General features: G+C 47.6%; 14 protein-coding genes. 4 read left to right on the top strand and 10 right to left on the bottom strand.

Annotation, left to right across the window (positions count from 1 at the left end):
- Window positions 1-40: 40 nt before the first annotated feature.
- The 3 genes from ACSF8W_RS00595 to ACSF8W_RS00585 all read right to left on the bottom strand — a co-directional run bounded on the left by ACSF8W_RS00595 (window position 41) and on the right by ACSF8W_RS00585 (window position 3,896).
- Complete coding sequence (locus ACSF8W_RS00595; protein WP_500844188.1) at window positions 41-1,057, bottom strand: ABC transporter permease; 1,017 nt, start codon at window positions 1,055-1,057, stop codon at window positions 41-43.
- A gap of 126 nt (window positions 1,058-1,183) precedes the next feature.
- Window positions 1,184-2,677 carry a sugar ABC transporter ATP-binding protein gene (locus ACSF8W_RS00590; RefSeq protein WP_500844186.1) on the bottom strand — a complete coding sequence of 498 codons (1,494 nt, stop codon included), beginning with the start codon at window positions 2,675-2,677 and terminating at the stop codon, window positions 1,184-1,186.
- Window positions 2,678-2,876: 199 nt separating this feature from the next.
- Window positions 2,877-3,896, bottom strand: coding sequence for a sugar ABC transporter substrate-binding protein (locus ACSF8W_RS00585; RefSeq protein ID WP_500844184.1), 1,020 nt, complete (start codon window positions 3,894-3,896; stop codon window positions 2,877-2,879).
- A gap of 630 nt (window positions 3,897-4,526) precedes the next feature.
- Here ACSF8W_RS00585 and ACSF8W_RS00580 point away from each other — a divergent pair.
- Complete coding sequence (locus tag ACSF8W_RS00580; RefSeq protein ID WP_500844183.1) at window positions 4,527-6,479, top strand: bifunctional 5-dehydro-2-deoxygluconokinase/5-dehydro-2-deoxyphosphogluconate aldolase; 1,953 nt, start codon at window positions 4,527-4,529, stop codon at window positions 6,477-6,479.
- Window positions 6,480-6,589: 110 nt separating this feature from the next.
- Window positions 6,590-8,101 carry a CoA-acylating methylmalonate-semialdehyde dehydrogenase gene (locus ACSF8W_RS00575; protein ID WP_500844182.1) on the top strand — a complete coding sequence of 504 codons (1,512 nt, stop codon included), beginning with the start codon at window positions 6,590-6,592 and terminating at the stop codon, window positions 8,099-8,101.
- Between the two features lie 108 nt (window positions 8,102-8,209).
- Here ACSF8W_RS00575 and ACSF8W_RS00570 read toward each other — a convergent pair whose 3' ends face one another.
- Together ACSF8W_RS00570 and ACSF8W_RS00565 are read right to left on the bottom strand one after the other, a co-directional pair.
- Entirely contained in the window at window positions 8,210-8,953 is a 744-nt protein-coding gene (locus ACSF8W_RS00570; RefSeq protein WP_500844180.1) for a class I SAM-dependent DNA methyltransferase, read from the bottom strand.
- Between the two features lie 279 nt (window positions 8,954-9,232).
- Window positions 9,233-9,934, bottom strand: coding sequence for a MaoC family dehydratase (locus ACSF8W_RS00565; protein WP_428480023.1), 702 nt, complete (start codon window positions 9,932-9,934; stop codon window positions 9,233-9,235).
- A 528-nt stretch (window positions 9,935-10,462) separates the two neighbouring features.
- On the opposite strand from ACSF8W_RS00565, the gene ACSF8W_RS00560 reads away from it, so the two are divergent.
- Window positions 10,463-11,599: a serine hydrolase domain-containing protein gene (locus ACSF8W_RS00560; protein ID WP_500844178.1), complete on the top strand. Its 1,137-nt coding sequence runs from the start codon at window positions 10,463-10,465 to the stop codon at window positions 11,597-11,599.
- 70 nt (window positions 11,600-11,669) lie between these two features.
- Here the strand turns inward: ACSF8W_RS00560 and ACSF8W_RS00555 are convergent, their stop codons facing one another.
- On the bottom strand, window positions 11,670-12,563 hold the full coding sequence (locus ACSF8W_RS00555) for a hypothetical protein (protein ID WP_500844176.1): 894 nt from the start codon (window positions 12,561-12,563) through the stop codon (window positions 11,670-11,672).
- A 423-nt stretch (window positions 12,564-12,986) separates the two neighbouring features.
- Between ACSF8W_RS00555 and ACSF8W_RS00550 the strand changes: the two genes are divergently transcribed.
- Window positions 12,987-13,154, top strand: coding sequence for an alternative ribosome-rescue factor A (locus ACSF8W_RS00550; RefSeq protein WP_500844965.1), 168 nt, complete (start codon window positions 12,987-12,989; stop codon window positions 13,152-13,154).
- A 150-nt stretch (window positions 13,155-13,304) separates the two neighbouring features.
- Here the strand turns inward: ACSF8W_RS00550 and ACSF8W_RS00545 are convergent, their stop codons facing one another.
- The 4 genes from ACSF8W_RS00545 to msrP all read right to left on the bottom strand — a co-directional run bounded on the left by ACSF8W_RS00545 (window position 13,305) and on the right by msrP (window position 17,496).
- Entirely contained in the window at window positions 13,305-14,711 is a 1,407-nt protein-coding gene (locus tag ACSF8W_RS00545) for an amidohydrolase (protein WP_500844175.1), read from the bottom strand.
- A gap of 259 nt (window positions 14,712-14,970) precedes the next feature.
- Window positions 14,971-15,591 carry a hypothetical protein gene (locus ACSF8W_RS00540; protein WP_500844174.1) on the bottom strand — a complete coding sequence of 207 codons (621 nt, stop codon included), beginning with the start codon at window positions 15,589-15,591 and terminating at the stop codon, window positions 14,971-14,973.
- A gap of 192 nt (window positions 15,592-15,783) precedes the next feature.
- The gene (gene msrQ / locus ACSF8W_RS00535; RefSeq protein WP_500844173.1) at window positions 15,784-16,473 is read right to left on the bottom strand and encodes a protein-methionine-sulfoxide reductase heme-binding subunit MsrQ; all 690 of its coding nucleotides are present in this window, start codon (window positions 16,471-16,473) and stop codon (window positions 15,784-15,786) included.
- Between the two features lie 9 nt (window positions 16,474-16,482).
- Window positions 16,483-17,496 carry a protein-methionine-sulfoxide reductase catalytic subunit MsrP gene (msrP, locus tag ACSF8W_RS00530; protein WP_500844171.1) on the bottom strand — a complete coding sequence of 338 codons (1,014 nt, stop codon included), beginning with the start codon at window positions 17,494-17,496 and terminating at the stop codon, window positions 16,483-16,485.
- Window positions 17,497-17,713 lie beyond the last annotated feature (217 nt).

The following is a 17,713-nucleotide window of genomic DNA, read 5'->3' as shown; positions in this document are numbered from 1 at the left end:
GGCTTTTGTTATGAAGCGCTAATGCGCCTGTGTGTTTAGATCATTGGCTCTTTTTCTGCCGCTTCATATCGAAAATAACGGCAACGACAATCACCAAGCCTTTCACCACCTGTTGCCAATACGCCGAAACGTTAAGCAGATCCAACCCGTTTTGCAGCACACCCATGATCATGGTACCAATGATGGTGCCTTGGATGGTACCTATCCCCCCTGCGTGAGAGACACCGCCCACGGTTGCGGCGGCAATGGCATCTAGCTCATACGATACCCCTAAGCCCGGCTGGCCTGAGTTGATACGCGCCGCAAGGATCAGGGCGGCAATACCGGCAAGCAATCCACCGTAGCTGTAGATCAACACTTTGTATTTATTAACGTTTATCCCTGAAACATAAGCAGCGGTTTCGTTGCCCCCAATGGCGTAAGCGTATTTACCAAAGCGGGTATAGTTCAACAGAATGTAAGAGATAATGGCCATAACAATGAAGATGATAACAGGCACAGGAATGCCCACAACGGTGCCTTGACCAATCCATTGGTACGAATCGATCAAGCTGCTGACAGGGCGGCCATCAGAGTAAAGCAAGGCGGCACCCCGTGCGATGATCATCATACCGAGTGTGGCGATAAAAGGCGGGATCCCGGTATACGCGATGAGCGCCCCGTTAATGAAGCCACAAAGAGCCCCAACAGCAAGAGCAGCAAGAATCGGAATGATGACAGGGAGCTCGCCTAAATTGGGGTACATGCGCATGCCCCAATCCAGGCTTTGCGCCATACTGGCGGAAACAACGGCGGCCACTGCCAGTACTGAGCCCGATGACAGGTCAATGCCTCGCGTAATAATGATGATGGTGACACCCAATGCCAACAAACCAATACTGGCCATTTGTGTCACAACGTTCAATAAGTTTGCCACGGTAAGAAAAACCGGAGACAGAATGGACATGACAATACACATGGCAACAAAGACGAAGTAAATGGCGTATTTGGATATAAAGCGTGAATAATTTCTGGGCGATTTTGAATCAGAAGTGGCATCTATTATTTTTGCAATCATAACAACTATCCTTGAAAGAATTATTCAATTAATCCCTGAATATCAGGAAAATCGTCAATACGGGGTGTTACATTTATTATTGGATTTTACGTTGTCCTTATTATCGGTATTCACAGCCGTTGGCGATTAATTTAATGCCATCGACATGATTTTCTCTTGGCTGGCGGCTTTGCCGCCTATCATTCCTTTCAGTTTGCCTTCATGCATAATTAAAATGCGATCGCTCATGCCGATCACTTCAGGTAATTCAGAAGAGATCATCACCAGGCTTTTTCCCATACCGGTCAGTAGCCGCATCAGTTTATAGATTTCAGACTTTGCGCCGACATCAATACCGCGGGTCGGCTCATCGAGAAATAAAATGTCAGGTTTGGTGAGCATCCAGCGTGCTAGCAAGACTTTTTGTTGATTCCCACCGCTCAAGTTATCAATGGCTTCATGCATATCCGGCGTTTTTACCCGCAATTTTTGGCAGTGTTGTTCGCTGTCTTTACGCATTTTTCGGACATCCAGCACGTTCACCACTTTGTTCCGGTAAGCATCTAAGTGTGCGATAGACGTGTTCGCGAAAATATCCAGCATGAGATAGAGGCCAGATTGGCGGCGATCTTCGGTTAAAAAGGCCATTTTATGACGAATAGCGTCTTGTGGTGTACGGATCTCAACCTCGTGGCCGTTGATCCAAATTTCGCCGTGGTCTTTATGGCGCACACCAAACAAGGTTTCAATGAGTTCGGTACGTCCCGCGCCGACTAATCCCGCAATACCGAGAATTTCCCCTTCATGGAGTTTGAAATTAATGTCACTGAATGCCCCCTCTACGGTCAGGTTTTTCACTTCCAACCTGATTTTTCCGGGTTTTGCGGTCGGAGGTGGGAAGACATCACCGAGATCACGCCCCACCATCATTTGTACCAGTTCATCGTTATTGGTGCTTTGTGCTTCGCGCTCTCCGATATAACAGCCATCACGAAATACCGTAATATCATCACAAATCTGGAATATTTCGCCCATTTTGTGGCTGATATAAACAATCGCAACGCCTTTGGATTTGAGCATCTCGATAATTTCAAATAAGTGTGTGACTTCTTTATCGGTGAGGGCTGACGTCGGCTCGTCCATAATGATGATTTTTGAGTGATATGAAATCGCCTTGGCTATTTCAACCATCTGCATGGTGGCAACGGTTAATTCATGCATCTGAGTGCGAGGATCAAGTTTTAAATTAAGCCGCTGAAGTAATTCGTCAGTATCGCGATACATTTTCGCGTGATCAATCAGCTGAAAGGGGCCTGAAACCGGTTCACGGCCTAACCAAATATTCTCCGCGATATTGCGATGGAGAATAGGGGAGAGCTCTTGATGGATCATCGAAATACCGGCTTCAAGGCCTTCTTTCGCACCGGTGAAACTGACGTGTTCACCTTGGTACACAATGGTGCCACAGTCTCGCTGATAAATGCCAAACAGCACTTTCATTAAGGTGGATTTGCCGGCGCCATTTTCCCCCATCAGTGCCATTACACGGCCTTTTCGCAGGGTGAGCTGAACATTGTCGAGGGCTTTTACACCGGGAAAGGTTTTGGTAATACCGCGCATTTCAAGTAAGACGTCGTTCATTCCTGTTGCTCCAAAAATGGGCTCTGCTCTCTGTTTCCAGTAACCTGTTTTCAGTTATCTGTTATTGATGACCTGTTTTTCGCTATCTGTTCTTGTTTACAGGTGTAAGCTAGCGGTGGTCGAGACAGTGAACAGAGCCGGTTTAGGACAAGTTGCTACTGTTAAGAATCAAGGAACGTGAGTATTGCGGTAGAACGCATTAACCTTGTTTGGCATTGAAGGCTGCGAGGTTCGCTTTGGTCACCAGTTCAGCGGGGATCCAGGTGATTTTGTCGAAGGGTTTGTCTTGTACGGCACTTAATGCCGCATCAATGGCACCACGTGCTTGGCCGCCGCCATCTTGGAATACGGTCGCACTCAGGCTGCCTTTTTCAATCGCCATCAGGCCATCAGGGGTTGCATCGACACCCACCACAATGGTGTCTTTGAGTTTCCCTGCCGCTTGCAGTGCTTGAATGGCCCCGAGTGCCATATCATCGTTATTCGCAATAATGACATCAATTTTATCGCCGGAATTCAGCCAGTTTTCCATCACCATCATGCCCTGGGCGCGTTGCCATAAGCCGGTTTGTTTACGGACAACTTTGAAGTCTTCGCTGTTAGCAAAAAAATCTTCCACCCCTTTGGTACGCATAATGGCGGCTTCTTGCGTCAACATCCCCATCAGGATGCCGATATTGCCACTGGCAATGGAGTCTGCCGCGAATTTCGCTTGGGTTTCGCCAAATTTCAATTCGTCAGAGCCTACGTAGAACACGCCATCCGGCATATAGGATGGGCGGCGATTGAGGAATACCAATTCTATACCCGCTTTGGATATTTGGTCGGTCATTGGCAGCGTGGCGTCGGTATTCACAGGCACCAGAATGATGGCGTCCATTTGTTGAACAATGAAGTTTTGAATTTGGCCGAGTTGCTTGGCGGTATCTTCTTTTGCGTCAACAAACGTGAGTTCCACTTTGCCATCAAATTGCTGTGCATATCTATCCATCGCATCTTTCATATACACCATAAAGGTGTCATCAAAGTTAGGGATGGCCACGCCAATACGCGTGACATCACTGTCCGCTTTTTCACCCCCACAGGCGGTGAGTACGAGCAACCCGGATACCAGCATGATCTTTTTTAGGCGACGCTGGGCATGACGGGCAAAGGAAGAGAGTGCGTGGTGTAACGTGCGAGGAAGTCGTGCAGTAAATCCATGAATTGCTGATGGCATGGTAGCCTCCTTCATTTATAAACGCATACGTTTCGCCGAACGCATTTTAAAATGTATGTTTCATTATGTCTGGCGTTAGTATGCAATTTGCCACTAAATGGAATAACCATCACAGGTAGCGGCGTCAGTTTCACGGTGGTTGAAATATATTTATCATTGGAATGGATAGAACTATAAGTGCATGTATGAATAATAACCATATATTGCGTGGTGGAATTATTGGAAGTGTTATCTTGATCTCGTTGGAATCAATATTTCATCTCGATCAATCTCCCAAGGTGTTGAAAATAAAGCAATTAATTGATATTCGTTTTTTGGTTGATATTAAGTGTTTGAATTATAAGTAAATATGAAACCAATATTCCAAATTGAAAAGCCTTTCTGTTGATGTGAAAAAAATTTATCACAAATGGGGTGGTAATGGCGATTTTTAACGTGTAAGCAAAAAGTGTAGGCAGATCACAAATCAAACCACTTGTTTCGTTATTAGTTGAAAATGAAATATATGTTTCGTATTGTGTTATTCAAGCAATAACGAAGGGCTGGCAGTTAGAATCCGTTAGCTCATAACAGGGACTATTTTACTGGCGCCGTGTGGTCGTACAGAACCGACGGCAAGGAGTGAGAGCGATGTGTACGAGCAGTAAGCAGTTCGATCTTATTTGTATGGGGCGTGTCGCGGTTGATCTTTATGGTCAACAAATTGGTTCACGCTTGGAAGACATGGGGACGTTTGCGAAATACCTTGGAGGATCATCGGGCAATGTGGCTTACGGTACCGCCAGACAAGGGCTCAAATCGTCGATGTTGGCACGCGTGGGTGATGAACACATGGGGCGGTTTATTCGTGAAGAACTGCAACGTGTAGGGGTGGATACCAGCCACTTAATCACAGATGAAGAACGGTTAACGGCACTGGTGATTTTAGGGATCAAAGATCAGGAAACCTTTCCGCTGATTTTTTACCGTGACAACTGTGCCGACATGGCAATTACGGCGGATGACATTGACGAGGATTACATTGCTTCTGCCCGTTGTCTTGCCATTACGGGTACACACCTTTCACACCCTCATACTCGTGAAGCGGTACTGACTGCGTTGCGTTATGCGCGTAAGCACGGGGTGAAAACGGCCATCGATATTGATTACCGCCCTGTGCTGTGGGGATTAACCACATTGGGTGACGGCGAAACGCGTTTCATTGAATCTCAGTCTGTAACGGAGCAGTTGCAAGAGGTATTGGGGTTATTTGATTTAATTGTCGGCACCGAAGAAGAGTTCCACATTGCGGGTGGCTCAACCAACACGCTTGACGCATTAAAAGGAGTGCGGGCAGTGAGTCAGGCAGAGTTAGTGTGTAAACGTGGGCCACTAGGGTGTTCCGTGTTTACCGGTGCAATCCCTGATGATTTGGATGAGGGTATCACCGTCAGTGGGGTGCGTGTCGATGTGCTGAATGTTTTGGGTGCTGGCGATGCGTTTATGTCTGGTCTGTTACGTGGTTACCTGAGTGACGAAGGCTGGGAGCTGGCCTGTACGTATGCCAATGCGTGTGGTGCGTTGGTGGTGTCTCGCCACGGCTGCGCCCCTGCGATGCCGAGTAAAGCGGAGTTGGATGATTACTTGCAACGGGCGAATGATGTTCCCCGTCCGGATCAGGATGCGCGTTTGAATCACCTTCATCGTGTCACGACGCGAGACACAACGTGGGATGAGTTATGCGTACTGGCGTTCGACCACCGTAATCAGTTTGTGGATATGGCCCGAGATACAGGCGCAGAGCATGATCGCATTCCACACCTGAAGCAACTGATTTTTCAGGCCAGCCGTGAAGTGGCAGAAGAAGCGAACCTTCAGGGGCGTGCGGGGTTGTTATGCGACAGCCGTTTTGGTCAGGACGTATTGAACACCGCCACAGGTACAGGCTGGTGGATTGGCCGCCCTGTAGAATTACCGGGTTCCCGTCCGTTAGCACTGGAGCATGGCAATATCGGCTCGCAACTGATTGATTGGCCATTAGAACACGTAGTGAAGTGCCTTGTTTTCTATCATCCAGACGATGCACAAGCACTGCGTGTTGAGCAGGAAAAAACACTGCTTGAGGTGTATGCCGCCTGCTGTAAAACCGGGCATGAGTTGCTACTTGAACTGATTTTACCGGCTGACATGGCACGTACCGATGCATTGTATTTGCAGGTGATGCAACGTTTCTATCATTTAGGGGTGAAACCGGACTGGTGGAAGTTGCCTCCAATGGCGGCATCGGGTTGGGAAGCGGTGGCGGAATTGATTGACGCGCAAGATCGCCATTGTCGTGGCGTGGTGTTGCTGGGGTTAGATGCGCCAGAAGCTGAATTGAAAGCGGGCTTTAACGCCGCCGCCGGTCAGCGCATTGTGAAAGGGTTTGCGGTGGGGCGTACCATTTTTGGTCAGCCGTCACGCCAGTGGTTAGCGAACGTCATTGATGACGCTGAGTTAATCGCCCAAATCAAAGCGAATTATCACAACTTGATTGGACTGTGGCGTGCCCGTGGCAAGCGTGAAGAAGCCGTTCGACAGCCAGAGCTCGATGCGCAGGTATAAACGCACCGTACACATTTGACGATATAACCGTTTTACGTTTGCAGTGCGTGTTCATACATGCGTGACGTATCAAGACCGCACTGCAAGCCCATCATATTGAGGGATGTACCATGGAAACGATCCAAAATTTTATCAATGGTCAGATCTGCGAGAGTCATAGCCAGCGTTTTGCCCCTGTGTTTAATCCTGCTACGGGCGAACAAACCCGACAAGTTGTGTTGAGTTCGGCGGCTGAAACGGCAGAGGCGATCACGGCGGCAGAGAAGGCGTTTCCGGCGTGGGCAAAAACCTCGCCATTGAAACGTGCGCGCGTCATGTTTGCATTTAAAGCGTTACTCGAAGCTAATATGGATAAACTGGCGCGTATTATTTCTCACGAGCACGGCAAAGTGTATTCCGATGCGGTGAGCGAAGTCACGCGAGGGTTGGAAGTGGTGGAGTTCGCTTGCGGGATCCCGCATCTGCAAAAAGGGGAGCACTCGGCCAATGTGGGTGGCGGTGTTGATAGCCATTCGTTGATGCAACCTTTGGGGGTGTGCGCCGGGATCACGCCGTTCAACTTTCCGGCCATGGTGCCGATGTGGATGTTCCCTATCGCCTTGGCTACGGGTAATACCTTTATTCTTAAACCATCAGAAAAAGATCCGTCGCTGGGGTTAGTGTTAGCGGCCTTACTGAAAGAAGCGGGATTGCCTGATGGCGTATTCAATGTGGTGAATGGCGATAAAGAAGCGGTGGATGTACTGCTGACAGACAGTCGCGTACAGGCGGTCAGCTTTGTGGGTTCAACCCCGATAGCGGAATACATTTATGCCACGGCATCTGCGCACGGTAAACGGTGTCAGGCGCTGGGTGGTGCCAAGAACCACTGTATCTTAATGCCTGATGCGGATTTAGACATGGCTGCAAATGCCATTATGGGCGCGGCTTACGGCGCGGCGGGTGAGCGTTGTATGGCCCTGTCTGTGGTTGTGGCTGTTGGGGATGAAACCGCAGACGCAATGATCGCCAAACTGTCTGAACAGATCGGCGTGATGAATATTGGCCCAGGTATCGTTGATGGGCGTGAAAATGACATGGGGCCGGTTATTTCTGCGCCGCATAAAGCGAAAATCTGTGACTATATCCAGCAAGGGCAAGATCAGGGGGCGACGTTATTGATCGACGGGCGGGATATTTGTATTCCGGGCCATGAAAAGGGTTACTTCGTGGGGCCGACGTTGTTTGACAATGTGTCGCCGGAGATGACGATTTATCAGGAAGAGATTTTTGGCCCTGTGTTGTCGATTGTCCGTGTGCCGGATTACCAAACGGGGTTGGCGCTGATCAATCGCCATGAGTACGGTAACGGAACGGCTATCTTTACCCGCGATGGTGAAACGGCGCGACAGTTCAGTGAAGATGTACAGGCCGGCATGGTCGGGATCAATGTGCCGATCCCGGTACCGATGGCTTTCCACAGTTTCGGGGGTTGGAAGCGTTCTGTGTTTGGGCCGTTGAATGTGCATGGGAACGACGGCGTGCGTTTTTACACACGCATGAAAACCGTGACGAGTCGCTGGCCTGCGAGCATTCGCCTAGAGCAACATACCAGTAGTTTTGTGATGCCTACCATGGATTAAGCTTGGTGTGCATGCGTGATGCTGCATGAAAAAAGGTATCGATAAAAAAACGCCCTGTGATGTCATAGGGCGTTTTTATGTCAGGGGATTGCGTGTTGGCAACTATGCTTAAATTTTCACACAAGTGAAAATGGCATTGCCTGATGCGTTGTTCCAAGGGATGATTTTTTCATAATCATGCTCGAACACATGCACATCGAAATACGGTTTTAACAGCGCAAGTAATGTTTCAAAATTGAAAGCAACCATAGGGTGCTCATCATGCCACACTTGCGTTTCGCCATCCGTTGTTTTTTCAATACTCAGCTTGAGCGTTTGTTTCTCACCGAAACCGCAATAGTCCCAGCCAGAACGGAACGAGAAGGTGTTCTCATCGAACTGTGCGTTGTGCTTTACGAATAGCTCGTTGCTGATTTTGTCTTTATCCACGACGTTAAAGCAGAAAATGCCATCGTCTTTGAGTGAGCGGTGTACGCTTTCAATGCACTTTTTCAGGTTCTCGATGCCATCGTTGTAGTGGATGGAATACAAGAAGCACGTAATGAGATCCAATGGCTCAGAGACATCAAATTCACTCATGTTTTGCAGTGTGAATTCCGCTTCAGGGCAGCGAAGGGCTGCTTTATCAAGCATCGGCTGATTGAGATCAAGCCCGTTACTCTGATAACCGAAATCAATGAAATGACGCACGTGTGGGCCAGTGCCGCAGGCTAAATCAAGATGTGTCTTTCCGTCGTTACCGAAAATCTGGTGAAGTCGACGAACACAGTGGCTTTGGGCTTGGTAATCGATATCAGCACACATGAGATCGTAATAACCAGAAAGGTCAGTATATAGGGCGTTACCGGACATATTTGCTTAGTCGTTTTAGCTGAAAAATGAGGGTGGCGCATCATAAACTAACTGGCAGAAAATGCGACATATATATTATTTTTTCAGCGATTTATTACATCGTTACATTCTGAGCGAAGTTTGACGCACTTTTGCTGGTGAAACATGCAGGTGATGTATGCTGATGAGCGACGCGTGATGTTGTATATGACGTTGTAGGCGTTATTTGGGGTGAGGGTGAAACATGCGTGGGGAGTAAACCAGAAACGTCATACCGTTTCTGGTTTCTTGCTTCTGGGATCAGAAATGCAGTTGGATCACTGACTCTGCCACACAGCCTGGGCGACGAATGCCTTCGATCTGTACAGTCAGTTCTTGCACAATCTCAAGGCCACGTTTTACGGGGGTGACAGACTTGATGGTTGTGGTTGCACGAATGCGGTTGTCCGATTTCACTGGGTAGGGGAAGCGAATTTGGTTAAAGCCCATGTTTACCGTCATTTTAGCGGTAGGGAACTTCTGCTTCTCCGGATCCACGCTGTCAGTCAATACTGAAAGCAAAGATAATGTTAGGAAACCGTGCGCAATAGTGGTTTTAAAAGGGGATTCTTCCGTCGCACGTTCTGGATCGGTGTGGATCCATTGATGATCTTCGGTAACGTCCGCGAACTTATTGATACGCGGTTGATCAACCACTAACCATTCACCGGTATGAATCACTTCACCCAGCGTTGCAGTCAGTTCGTTATAAAGCTTTTCAGCTTCAGGTTTCATCGTGATAGGTGCAGACACTTTGATTTCTACTTTTTCTAATGGTTGTACGACATCATCATTCGAGGCAGTCTGCTTATGAGAAATAAGTGCGCGAAGCTGAGAGTGATTTGCTTTATCGACAAATCCCATCCAGTGTTGGCGCAGAGAGGGTGAGAGTATGTCTTTAAACTCAAACGCATGTAAGGAAAGACCTGTACGTTTTTGTTTAAGAAATTCGACAACTTTCATGACTAAACCCCTTATTAAAGACTGCCTGACGTTGGAACAAGGCGATGTATTGTAACGGCAAATACGAAGATGAAAAGAAAAAATGTGCCTCAACACACAACTCACACAGCGGTAATGATGGTTATTGTGTTTAAATACAGAGGCTTACACGGTTGTGTTTGATTGGTGTAAAAAGTCTAAAAATCAATATTAACACCAGAGTGCTGTATTATAAAGCCGCAAAATTGCTATTTAAGCTTACACTTGTACTGATTTAAAGAGTCATTAAGGATTCACTTATGACAGTACATCAGGGCTCAAAAATTTAGCGAACAAATGTAAGCTTAAATTACGGTTTTCGATATTATCAATAAAGTATAAACAAAATAATACACTATTCATAAAGAAATAGCGTCTATTAATAATAGACGATGCGCCGAACTTTTATATTGAGAATATAAATAGCAGCATGCATTCTCATATGAGAGAGAGGGCGCAAGTACGCCAACAACTACGCTTAGTGGGGGTGTGGTTGGCAAGGTTAATGCGATGAAAGTGTGTCGAATGCGATGGGTGGCGTTGAAGCTGGGACTCGCAATGTTGTCCGTGGAAGCGGCAGAACATGATGACATCGCCATCAATCTTGATCGCTACGTGAAACAAGCGGTAGAAAAAGGCTTACCCGGCGCATCGTTGGCCGTCATCATTAATGGTGATATTCGCTTACTCAGAGGTTACGGTGTCACTAAAGTGGGCAGTGATGAGAAAGTGAACTCCGCGACGGTGTACCCGCTGGCGTCAATTTCTAAAACTTTTGCCTCCGCCGCCGTGTCGATATTGGTCGATCAAGGGGTGATAGAGTGGGATACGCATGTTGTCCCTTACCTTGACGACGTAACGTTCAGCGACAAAACCCTCGGCAAAGCCGTCACGCTAAGGCATGTGTTGTCTCACACCAGTGGACTAGTGCCCCAAGCGTATTCTGATCTGTTAGAAGACAATGTGCGATATGGCCGTATTTTACAAATGATGCCTCGCGTGAAGTTTGTCTGTGATCCCGGTAAGTGCTATGGCTACCAAAACATCGTGTATAACTTGGCGGCCGATATGCTGACACTCGCCGCGGGGATGGATTATGCCACGTTTGTCCGTGAGCAAATGTTTATCCCTCTCGGCATGCAGCATGCGTCCTATGGTTTAGACGGGTTGAAAGAAACACAGAATAAAGTGACGCCCCATGTTAGGGTGAAAGCGGGCTGGGCTGCGGTAAAACCAGCACCGTATTATTATCGCGTGCCCGCAGCGGCGGGAGTGAATGCCAGCGCACAAGATCTCGCTAAATGGATGCTGGCACAGTTTGGGCATTATCCCACGGTGTTGAACCCAGATTTACTCGCCATCATGCATAAGCCTCATATTCGGGCGAATCAATACCGCTACCGTGCCAAACTTAGCAATGTGTATTACGGTTTAGGCTGGCGCACGTTTGATTACAAAGAGACAAGCGGGTTTGTGCATCACGGCGGTTGGGTGAGAGGGATCCGCACTGAAATGCTGTTTAACCGTCACACTCAAACGGGCATGGTGTTTTTAACTAACAGCGAAACCGTGATAGCCCGCGAGATCGTACTGCGCTTCTTGGATTTGTATGCCAGTGGTTTTAAGCCAATGCCGTCAGCACAATGATGGACGCAACAAAATTGAGGGGCACACACTAGTGCACTTGCGACGATTGATTGTCGTCGAAGTTATATGACTACCTGCGTGTCAATTTACTTTCGTGGGATAGCGTCTTACTTTCGTGAGAGAACGCCACGACAGGTTGTTTACGCGCTTGACGTTTTTGCTGTCGCTTATTGATGCTCTTCATCCATTTGCTGGTCAGTTTATTCACCAGTGAAGACGGCTCTGCGATAATCCATTTCAGTAAGTGGTATTTCACCAGCAAGCGGCGTTTCAGTGTTTGTTTTTTTGTGGGGTTGCGGGCTAAGTAGCTGTAGTAACGCTCAATGGTACGGCGTTGACGCATAGCCTGATAAAACGTTGGTTCATTAATCGTATTGTTGATGAACGCCATGACCAGTGGCTTAAGCGCACGGAAGTTGCTGATGCTCTCAATAACCTGATGACCGACACCGTATAATTTCAGCCACTGTGTGTGGGCTGGATAGCGCTTGGCATGTTCTGTGTCTTGCAGGCAAAATGGGTCATAAATCACGGTGAATTGACATGGATGATTAGGCGGCACGGTTGGGGCGCTGTCATGCAATAGGGGAGCGAACAGTAGGGCGCGATCAATCTGTAGCAATTGACTGAAATAGGTCACACCAAAACCACCCATACTGGAGCCATAGCCTAGTCGCTCTGGGAAGCGTTCGATCAATGGCTTCATTGATAATAAGTAGTGCGTTAGCTCGTCACACAGGTAGGAGTGATTTTCATCAATGGTGTTGATGGATAGAATATTGATATTGTGTTTTTTGAAAAACTCAATGCTCCAAGCCGACTCACCCGCATGCACTTGTGCCGAAGAGAGCTTCTTGCCTGCAGGGGCGAAGGTGATCACAAGGGGTTGATTGAAGTCTACAATGTGGAACTGAACAAGTGAACGGCCAATGGTTAAACGTGATGCAGTTTGGAACTCTGTCATAAAAGAATGCTACAGGTAAGTCGGAGTAAGTTATCGATTAACAGCATGATGATTTGGCTATTAATATAAATAGTATTAGCGGATATTATCATTCAGTATGTGCAGTAAAGATGCTTTTTTGATAGGAGTGTCATTAAGTTGATGCGAGTAACTAAATCTTTGATCCTTATTCCATAAACGCATTGGTAGTGACACATTTTTGATCGTGATTTTTATGTTTACTTAAAAACTTCCCTTGTATCTGTTAACATCACATTACAGTCAAAGGGACTGTGCTTGAAAGTGGAACTAAGTAATCTAAGCTTTATAATCGAATACAACCAATCAAAACCCAGTAAGAGAGAACTTATGAGTAAAAAACGGCAAACGGCGCACTCACAGCAACAAGAAGTGCAGCAGAGCGTAAACAAAGGTGTGACAACAATGAATGATACCGAGCATGGCCGTGGTGTGATCCGCGATAATGCATTGAAAGCGGTCGTGACCAGTGCGGTGTTTCGTACCCGCGTCGTTAAAGCGAAGAAAGGGAAGGGCAGTTTTCAGCGTAAAGATAAATATGCAGGACGAGAGTCCTATTCAATGGCGGCATAGTCGACATTGCATAGGGCTTTTATCGAGCATCAACTCTTGTTGGAAAATGTTCAGATGTGAAAGCTCGGGGATAAAAAATGCAGCAAAAAGCCGCCATACAGGCGGCTTTTTTGTGCTTCTTGTTCAACGCATAGCGTTTAAGTGCGTGGCTTATTGCACCACTTCACCGCTTTCTACGACGGTTTTACGCACTTTGTCTGCAAATGCCAAGGCTTCATCGCGGATCGCAGTTTCATCAACGGTTAGCATGTTGCGGTCTTGCATCAGTACTTTACCGTCAACGATGGTGTGCTTCACGTTGGTCGCGTAAGCCGAGTAAACCAGTGCAGAGTACGGGTTGTAGACCGGTACCATGTTAGGTGCTTTGGTATCGACCACGATAATGTCAGCCAGTTTGCCAGCTTCCAAAGAACCGATCGTGTCTTCCATGTGCAGGGCACGTGCCGCACCAATGGTTGCCATTTCGATCACTTTTACCGGAGGCATTGCTGCGCGGTCTTTGTTAACCAGTTTGTGGACTTTTGCCACTTGGTTGAATTCATCGAACGTACTGATGGTGTTACCCGACATTGGACCATCGGTACCTAGACCGATACGCAGGCCATCATCAAACATCTTCAGAGCAGGCGATACGCCTTTCGCTGATTTGATGTTTGCACTCATGTTGTGTGCTACGCCAACATCGTGTTTTTTCAGTAGCGCGATGTCTTCATCATCGACGTTGATTACGTGCGCACCAACCAGGTTCGGTGTCAGAGCACCAATCTCTGCCATGTACTCAACCGGTGATTTACCGCCACTACGCTCGGCAATCACTTGGTTTTCGCGCTCAGATTCTGCCAAGTGGATCATCACTGGTACATCGTATTTCAGTGACAGTTTAGTGATTTTTTGCAGTGTTTCTGTGGTGTTCGTATAAGGTGCGTGTGGGGCAAACGCAGGCGTAATACGCGGGTGATCTTTATATTCTTCAATAAAGTTCACGGCATACTGAATGCCTTCATCGGCATTCGCGGCATCAGCAACCGGGAATTTGATCACGGTTTCGCCCAGTACGGCACGCATACCAATCTTATCGACGGTTTTCGCCACTTCATCTTCAAAGTAGTACATGTCGGCATATGTGGTCACGCCACCTTTTACCATTTCCACGTTACCCAGTTGCGCGCCAATGCGTACCATGTCACGGGATACTAATTTGCTTTCCAGTGGGAAGATGTAGCGGTGAAGACGATCTGGCACATCGTCCGCCATTGAGCGGAATACGGTCATCGATACGTGTGTGTGTGTATTGATCAGACCCGGCATAACAATATCACCATCTGCATCGATGACAGTATCTGCTTGGTACTCTTTGATATCCGTCCCATCGGTAACAGCAAAGATTTTGTTTTCTTTCACTGCAACCAAACCATTCTCGTACACCGTTTTATCGGCGTTCATGGTCAGTACCGTGGCGTTTTTGATCAACAGATCAACATTTTCAATGGCAAAAGCGGATGCACTAGACAGTGTGGCTGCCGCTAAAGAAACAGCAAGAAGGGTTTTCTTGAACATGAGTAACTACTCGACATCGATAGAATGGCGCAGATAATACCTAAAGGCGATGCATTGAAAATTAGTATTGCAATTCAGATGAACGAACTGTGATTAGCGTCACTCTATTGCTTTTTTTTATCAAAGAAACAGCGCAATAATTCAACATGTAAACGTTTGCTTTAGGCTGTTATCTAAGAATAAAGAGAGGAAACGGCAATAAATTGTGAGGAATGTCAGTTTACTGAAAGTAAGTGAATATTAACGCGCCATGGAATGGCTATAGGGCGTAGTGGGACGTCAATAGAATGTATTTATATACGATCTTATCACCGTGATCGCGTCGCAGCGGATGATGGATCGCATGATAACCTTCAGACAGAGATAGTGCGGCCAACTGTTGGGGTAAATGGGTCTCTGTGGCTTGCAGGCGGATCCCGTCACTCAGGTAGTCAACCGCGTTATGCGGCAAATGCCCCAGCCACCAGGCGGGGATCTCTTTACTGGCTTTACTGCGATCAAACCAATGATCCGCCACCAACACAATATGGTGAGGATGTGGTGCTGTTAAGCGGGTTTGCGTCTCTTTAATGGTATTGATCAAGGCTTGGCGGCGTGCCAGGTTGGCACTTAATAGACGGTGCGCAATGACCCAAACAGAAAACGCAGCGGTGTGAATATGAAAGACCGGTTGCGCGAGTTGGTCTTCGCTTTGGCATTGGGTGACGATAGCCACGATGCCGGCTTGTTCTAATGTGCGGGTGATCCGTCGGCAGAGGGCTTTGCCTAAGTGGTTTTCACGCATGCCGCGATTATGCACTGTAGGGTAATGTTGTTCACACAACTGCATACAATCAATCTGAAATTGCTCAATGCTGGTTGATAGATAGTCAGAAACCAAAGTTGCCCCGCCAAACCACGAAAGGGCTGAACGGTAAGCACCTTTCAGCCTGCTAAAAACAGTATGCCTTTATGTCAAGGATATCAGTATTTTGCTGCGATTTTTCAGAGGTGATAATTCAATAACATCAGCAGCAAATTTGCGTGGCTATCGTATCAGAAAAACGGTTTTCTTCTATCCTATTTCCATCAATTAGTGATCTTGGCGCTGCGTTGTGCATCGTCTTGGTGTCAATACCGACAACCCTCGCAGAAATGTGCGATAACGCAATGCAAGCAAGCAGAGGCTGCAGGCGATATACAGTGCGGGCTCCAGCAAGCCTGATTTTACCGACCAATAGTAATGGATCGGGGCCAAAAGCACGGCCAGATAGACCCAATTATGCAGTTTCTGCCAGTGTTTCCCCATTTTTTGTTGAATGGCAGAGAACGAGGTCAACGCCAATAGCATGAGGATCAACCAACTGATAGCACCTAATGACAGATAAGGGCGCGAAATAATTTCAGAGGCCAATAATCCCCAGTCAAGATTGAGGTCAAGCACGATATAACTGACCACATGCAATACCGCCCAGAAGAAGCTGTATAACCCCACCAATCGGCGGACTTTCATGAGTTGGCCTTGTTTAAGCACTTTCGCCAAGGGGGAAATCACCAATGTTAGCAACAACGTGTTCAGGGCGGCTTTGCCCGTAAAGTGGTGTAACCCTTGCACAGGATCTGCCCCCAGTTCGCCAGAAAAAGCCAGCCACACCAATTGTGCGAAAAAGCCCAGCGAGAGGACATGGATCATCACTTTTAGCCAAAATATATGTCTAGCTTGTAAGCGGGGCAGGCTACGACGCGATAACACACGCGGTTCAGAGGGATTCGATTGCGCCATCTGATACTCCTAGTAGTTTTTGGTGAGATCCATGCCTTTGTATAACGACGCCACATCCCGCGCGTACCCGTTGAACATTTTTGTCGGTTGGCGGCGGCTACTGAATAAACTGCCTTCACCGATGAAACGTTCACTGCCCTGACTCCAACGGGGGTGGTCAACCGTGGGGTTCACGTTAGCGAAAAAGCCGTATTCGTTCGGGGCGAGAATATTCCATGTGGTTGGCGGTTGCGTGCGGGTCAAAGTGATATTGACGATGGATTTGATGCTCTTAAACCCGTATTTCCACGGCACAACAAGACGAAGAGGCGCCCCGTTTTGTGGCGCAAGGTTTTTCCCGTACAGGCCAACGGCAATCAATGTTAGCGGGTGCATGGCTTCGTCTAGGCGCAGGCCTTCTACATAGGGATAATCAATCCCCCCGCCAAGACGACGGTTCGCCTGACCGGGCATTTGTTTCGGATCGTACAGGGTTTCAAAAGCCACATACTTGGCATCGCTGGTGGGAGAGGCTTGCTTTAACAGTGCGGCGAGAGGGAAGCCAATCCACGGCACATTCATAGACCACGCTTCGACACAGCGTAACCGGTAGATGCGTTCTTCAAGCGGAAAGCGCTTGAAAAGCTGATCATAATCGAGCGTCAGCGGTTGTCTGACAAGGCCGCCTACCTTGACGGTCCACGGATCGGTTTTGAAATTTTGTGCCCGTTCAGCAGGGTCTGATTTATCGGTGCCGAACTCATAAAAGTTATTATATTTTAAGATCTTGTCTTCAGGTGTTAACGACAACGCGGCATTAGAGTAAGTCGATGTGCGACTCGTTAACACGCGGCGGTTATCCACGACGGGCTTATCGTCACCCGTAAACACATCAAACAGCCCTGCGCTGGCGGGAGAGGCGAGTGGCATGCCGACTAAGGTAATACCGAGTTTCTTTAATATGTCTCGACGCGCCCGATACACGGATTCTGGCGTTGCCTCATGCTCTTTGAGTGACCAGCGATTAGATCGAAGTATTGGCATTGTCATCCCTTCTCTGTATTAGATCGTGCGTTAATGAACCGTTGCTGATGTAGACCTGCACATCACAGAAATAATTTCAGCTAAGGCGCTGTTTTGAGAGTCATCGCACGTGCCAAGTTTGTTGTATGTGTTCTCTGGGCTGTCGTTAATCTCTGAATTGACGAAAAGTTATGGTAGTGTCTGCGCTGCCCAACAGTGAATGATGCAAAAGTGAAAA

This window comes from Photobacterium sp. 270122K, assembly GCF_059941365.1.
The sequence above is the reverse complement of the archived record's forward strand: the minus strand, read 5'-3'. Positions and strand labels throughout refer to the sequence as shown.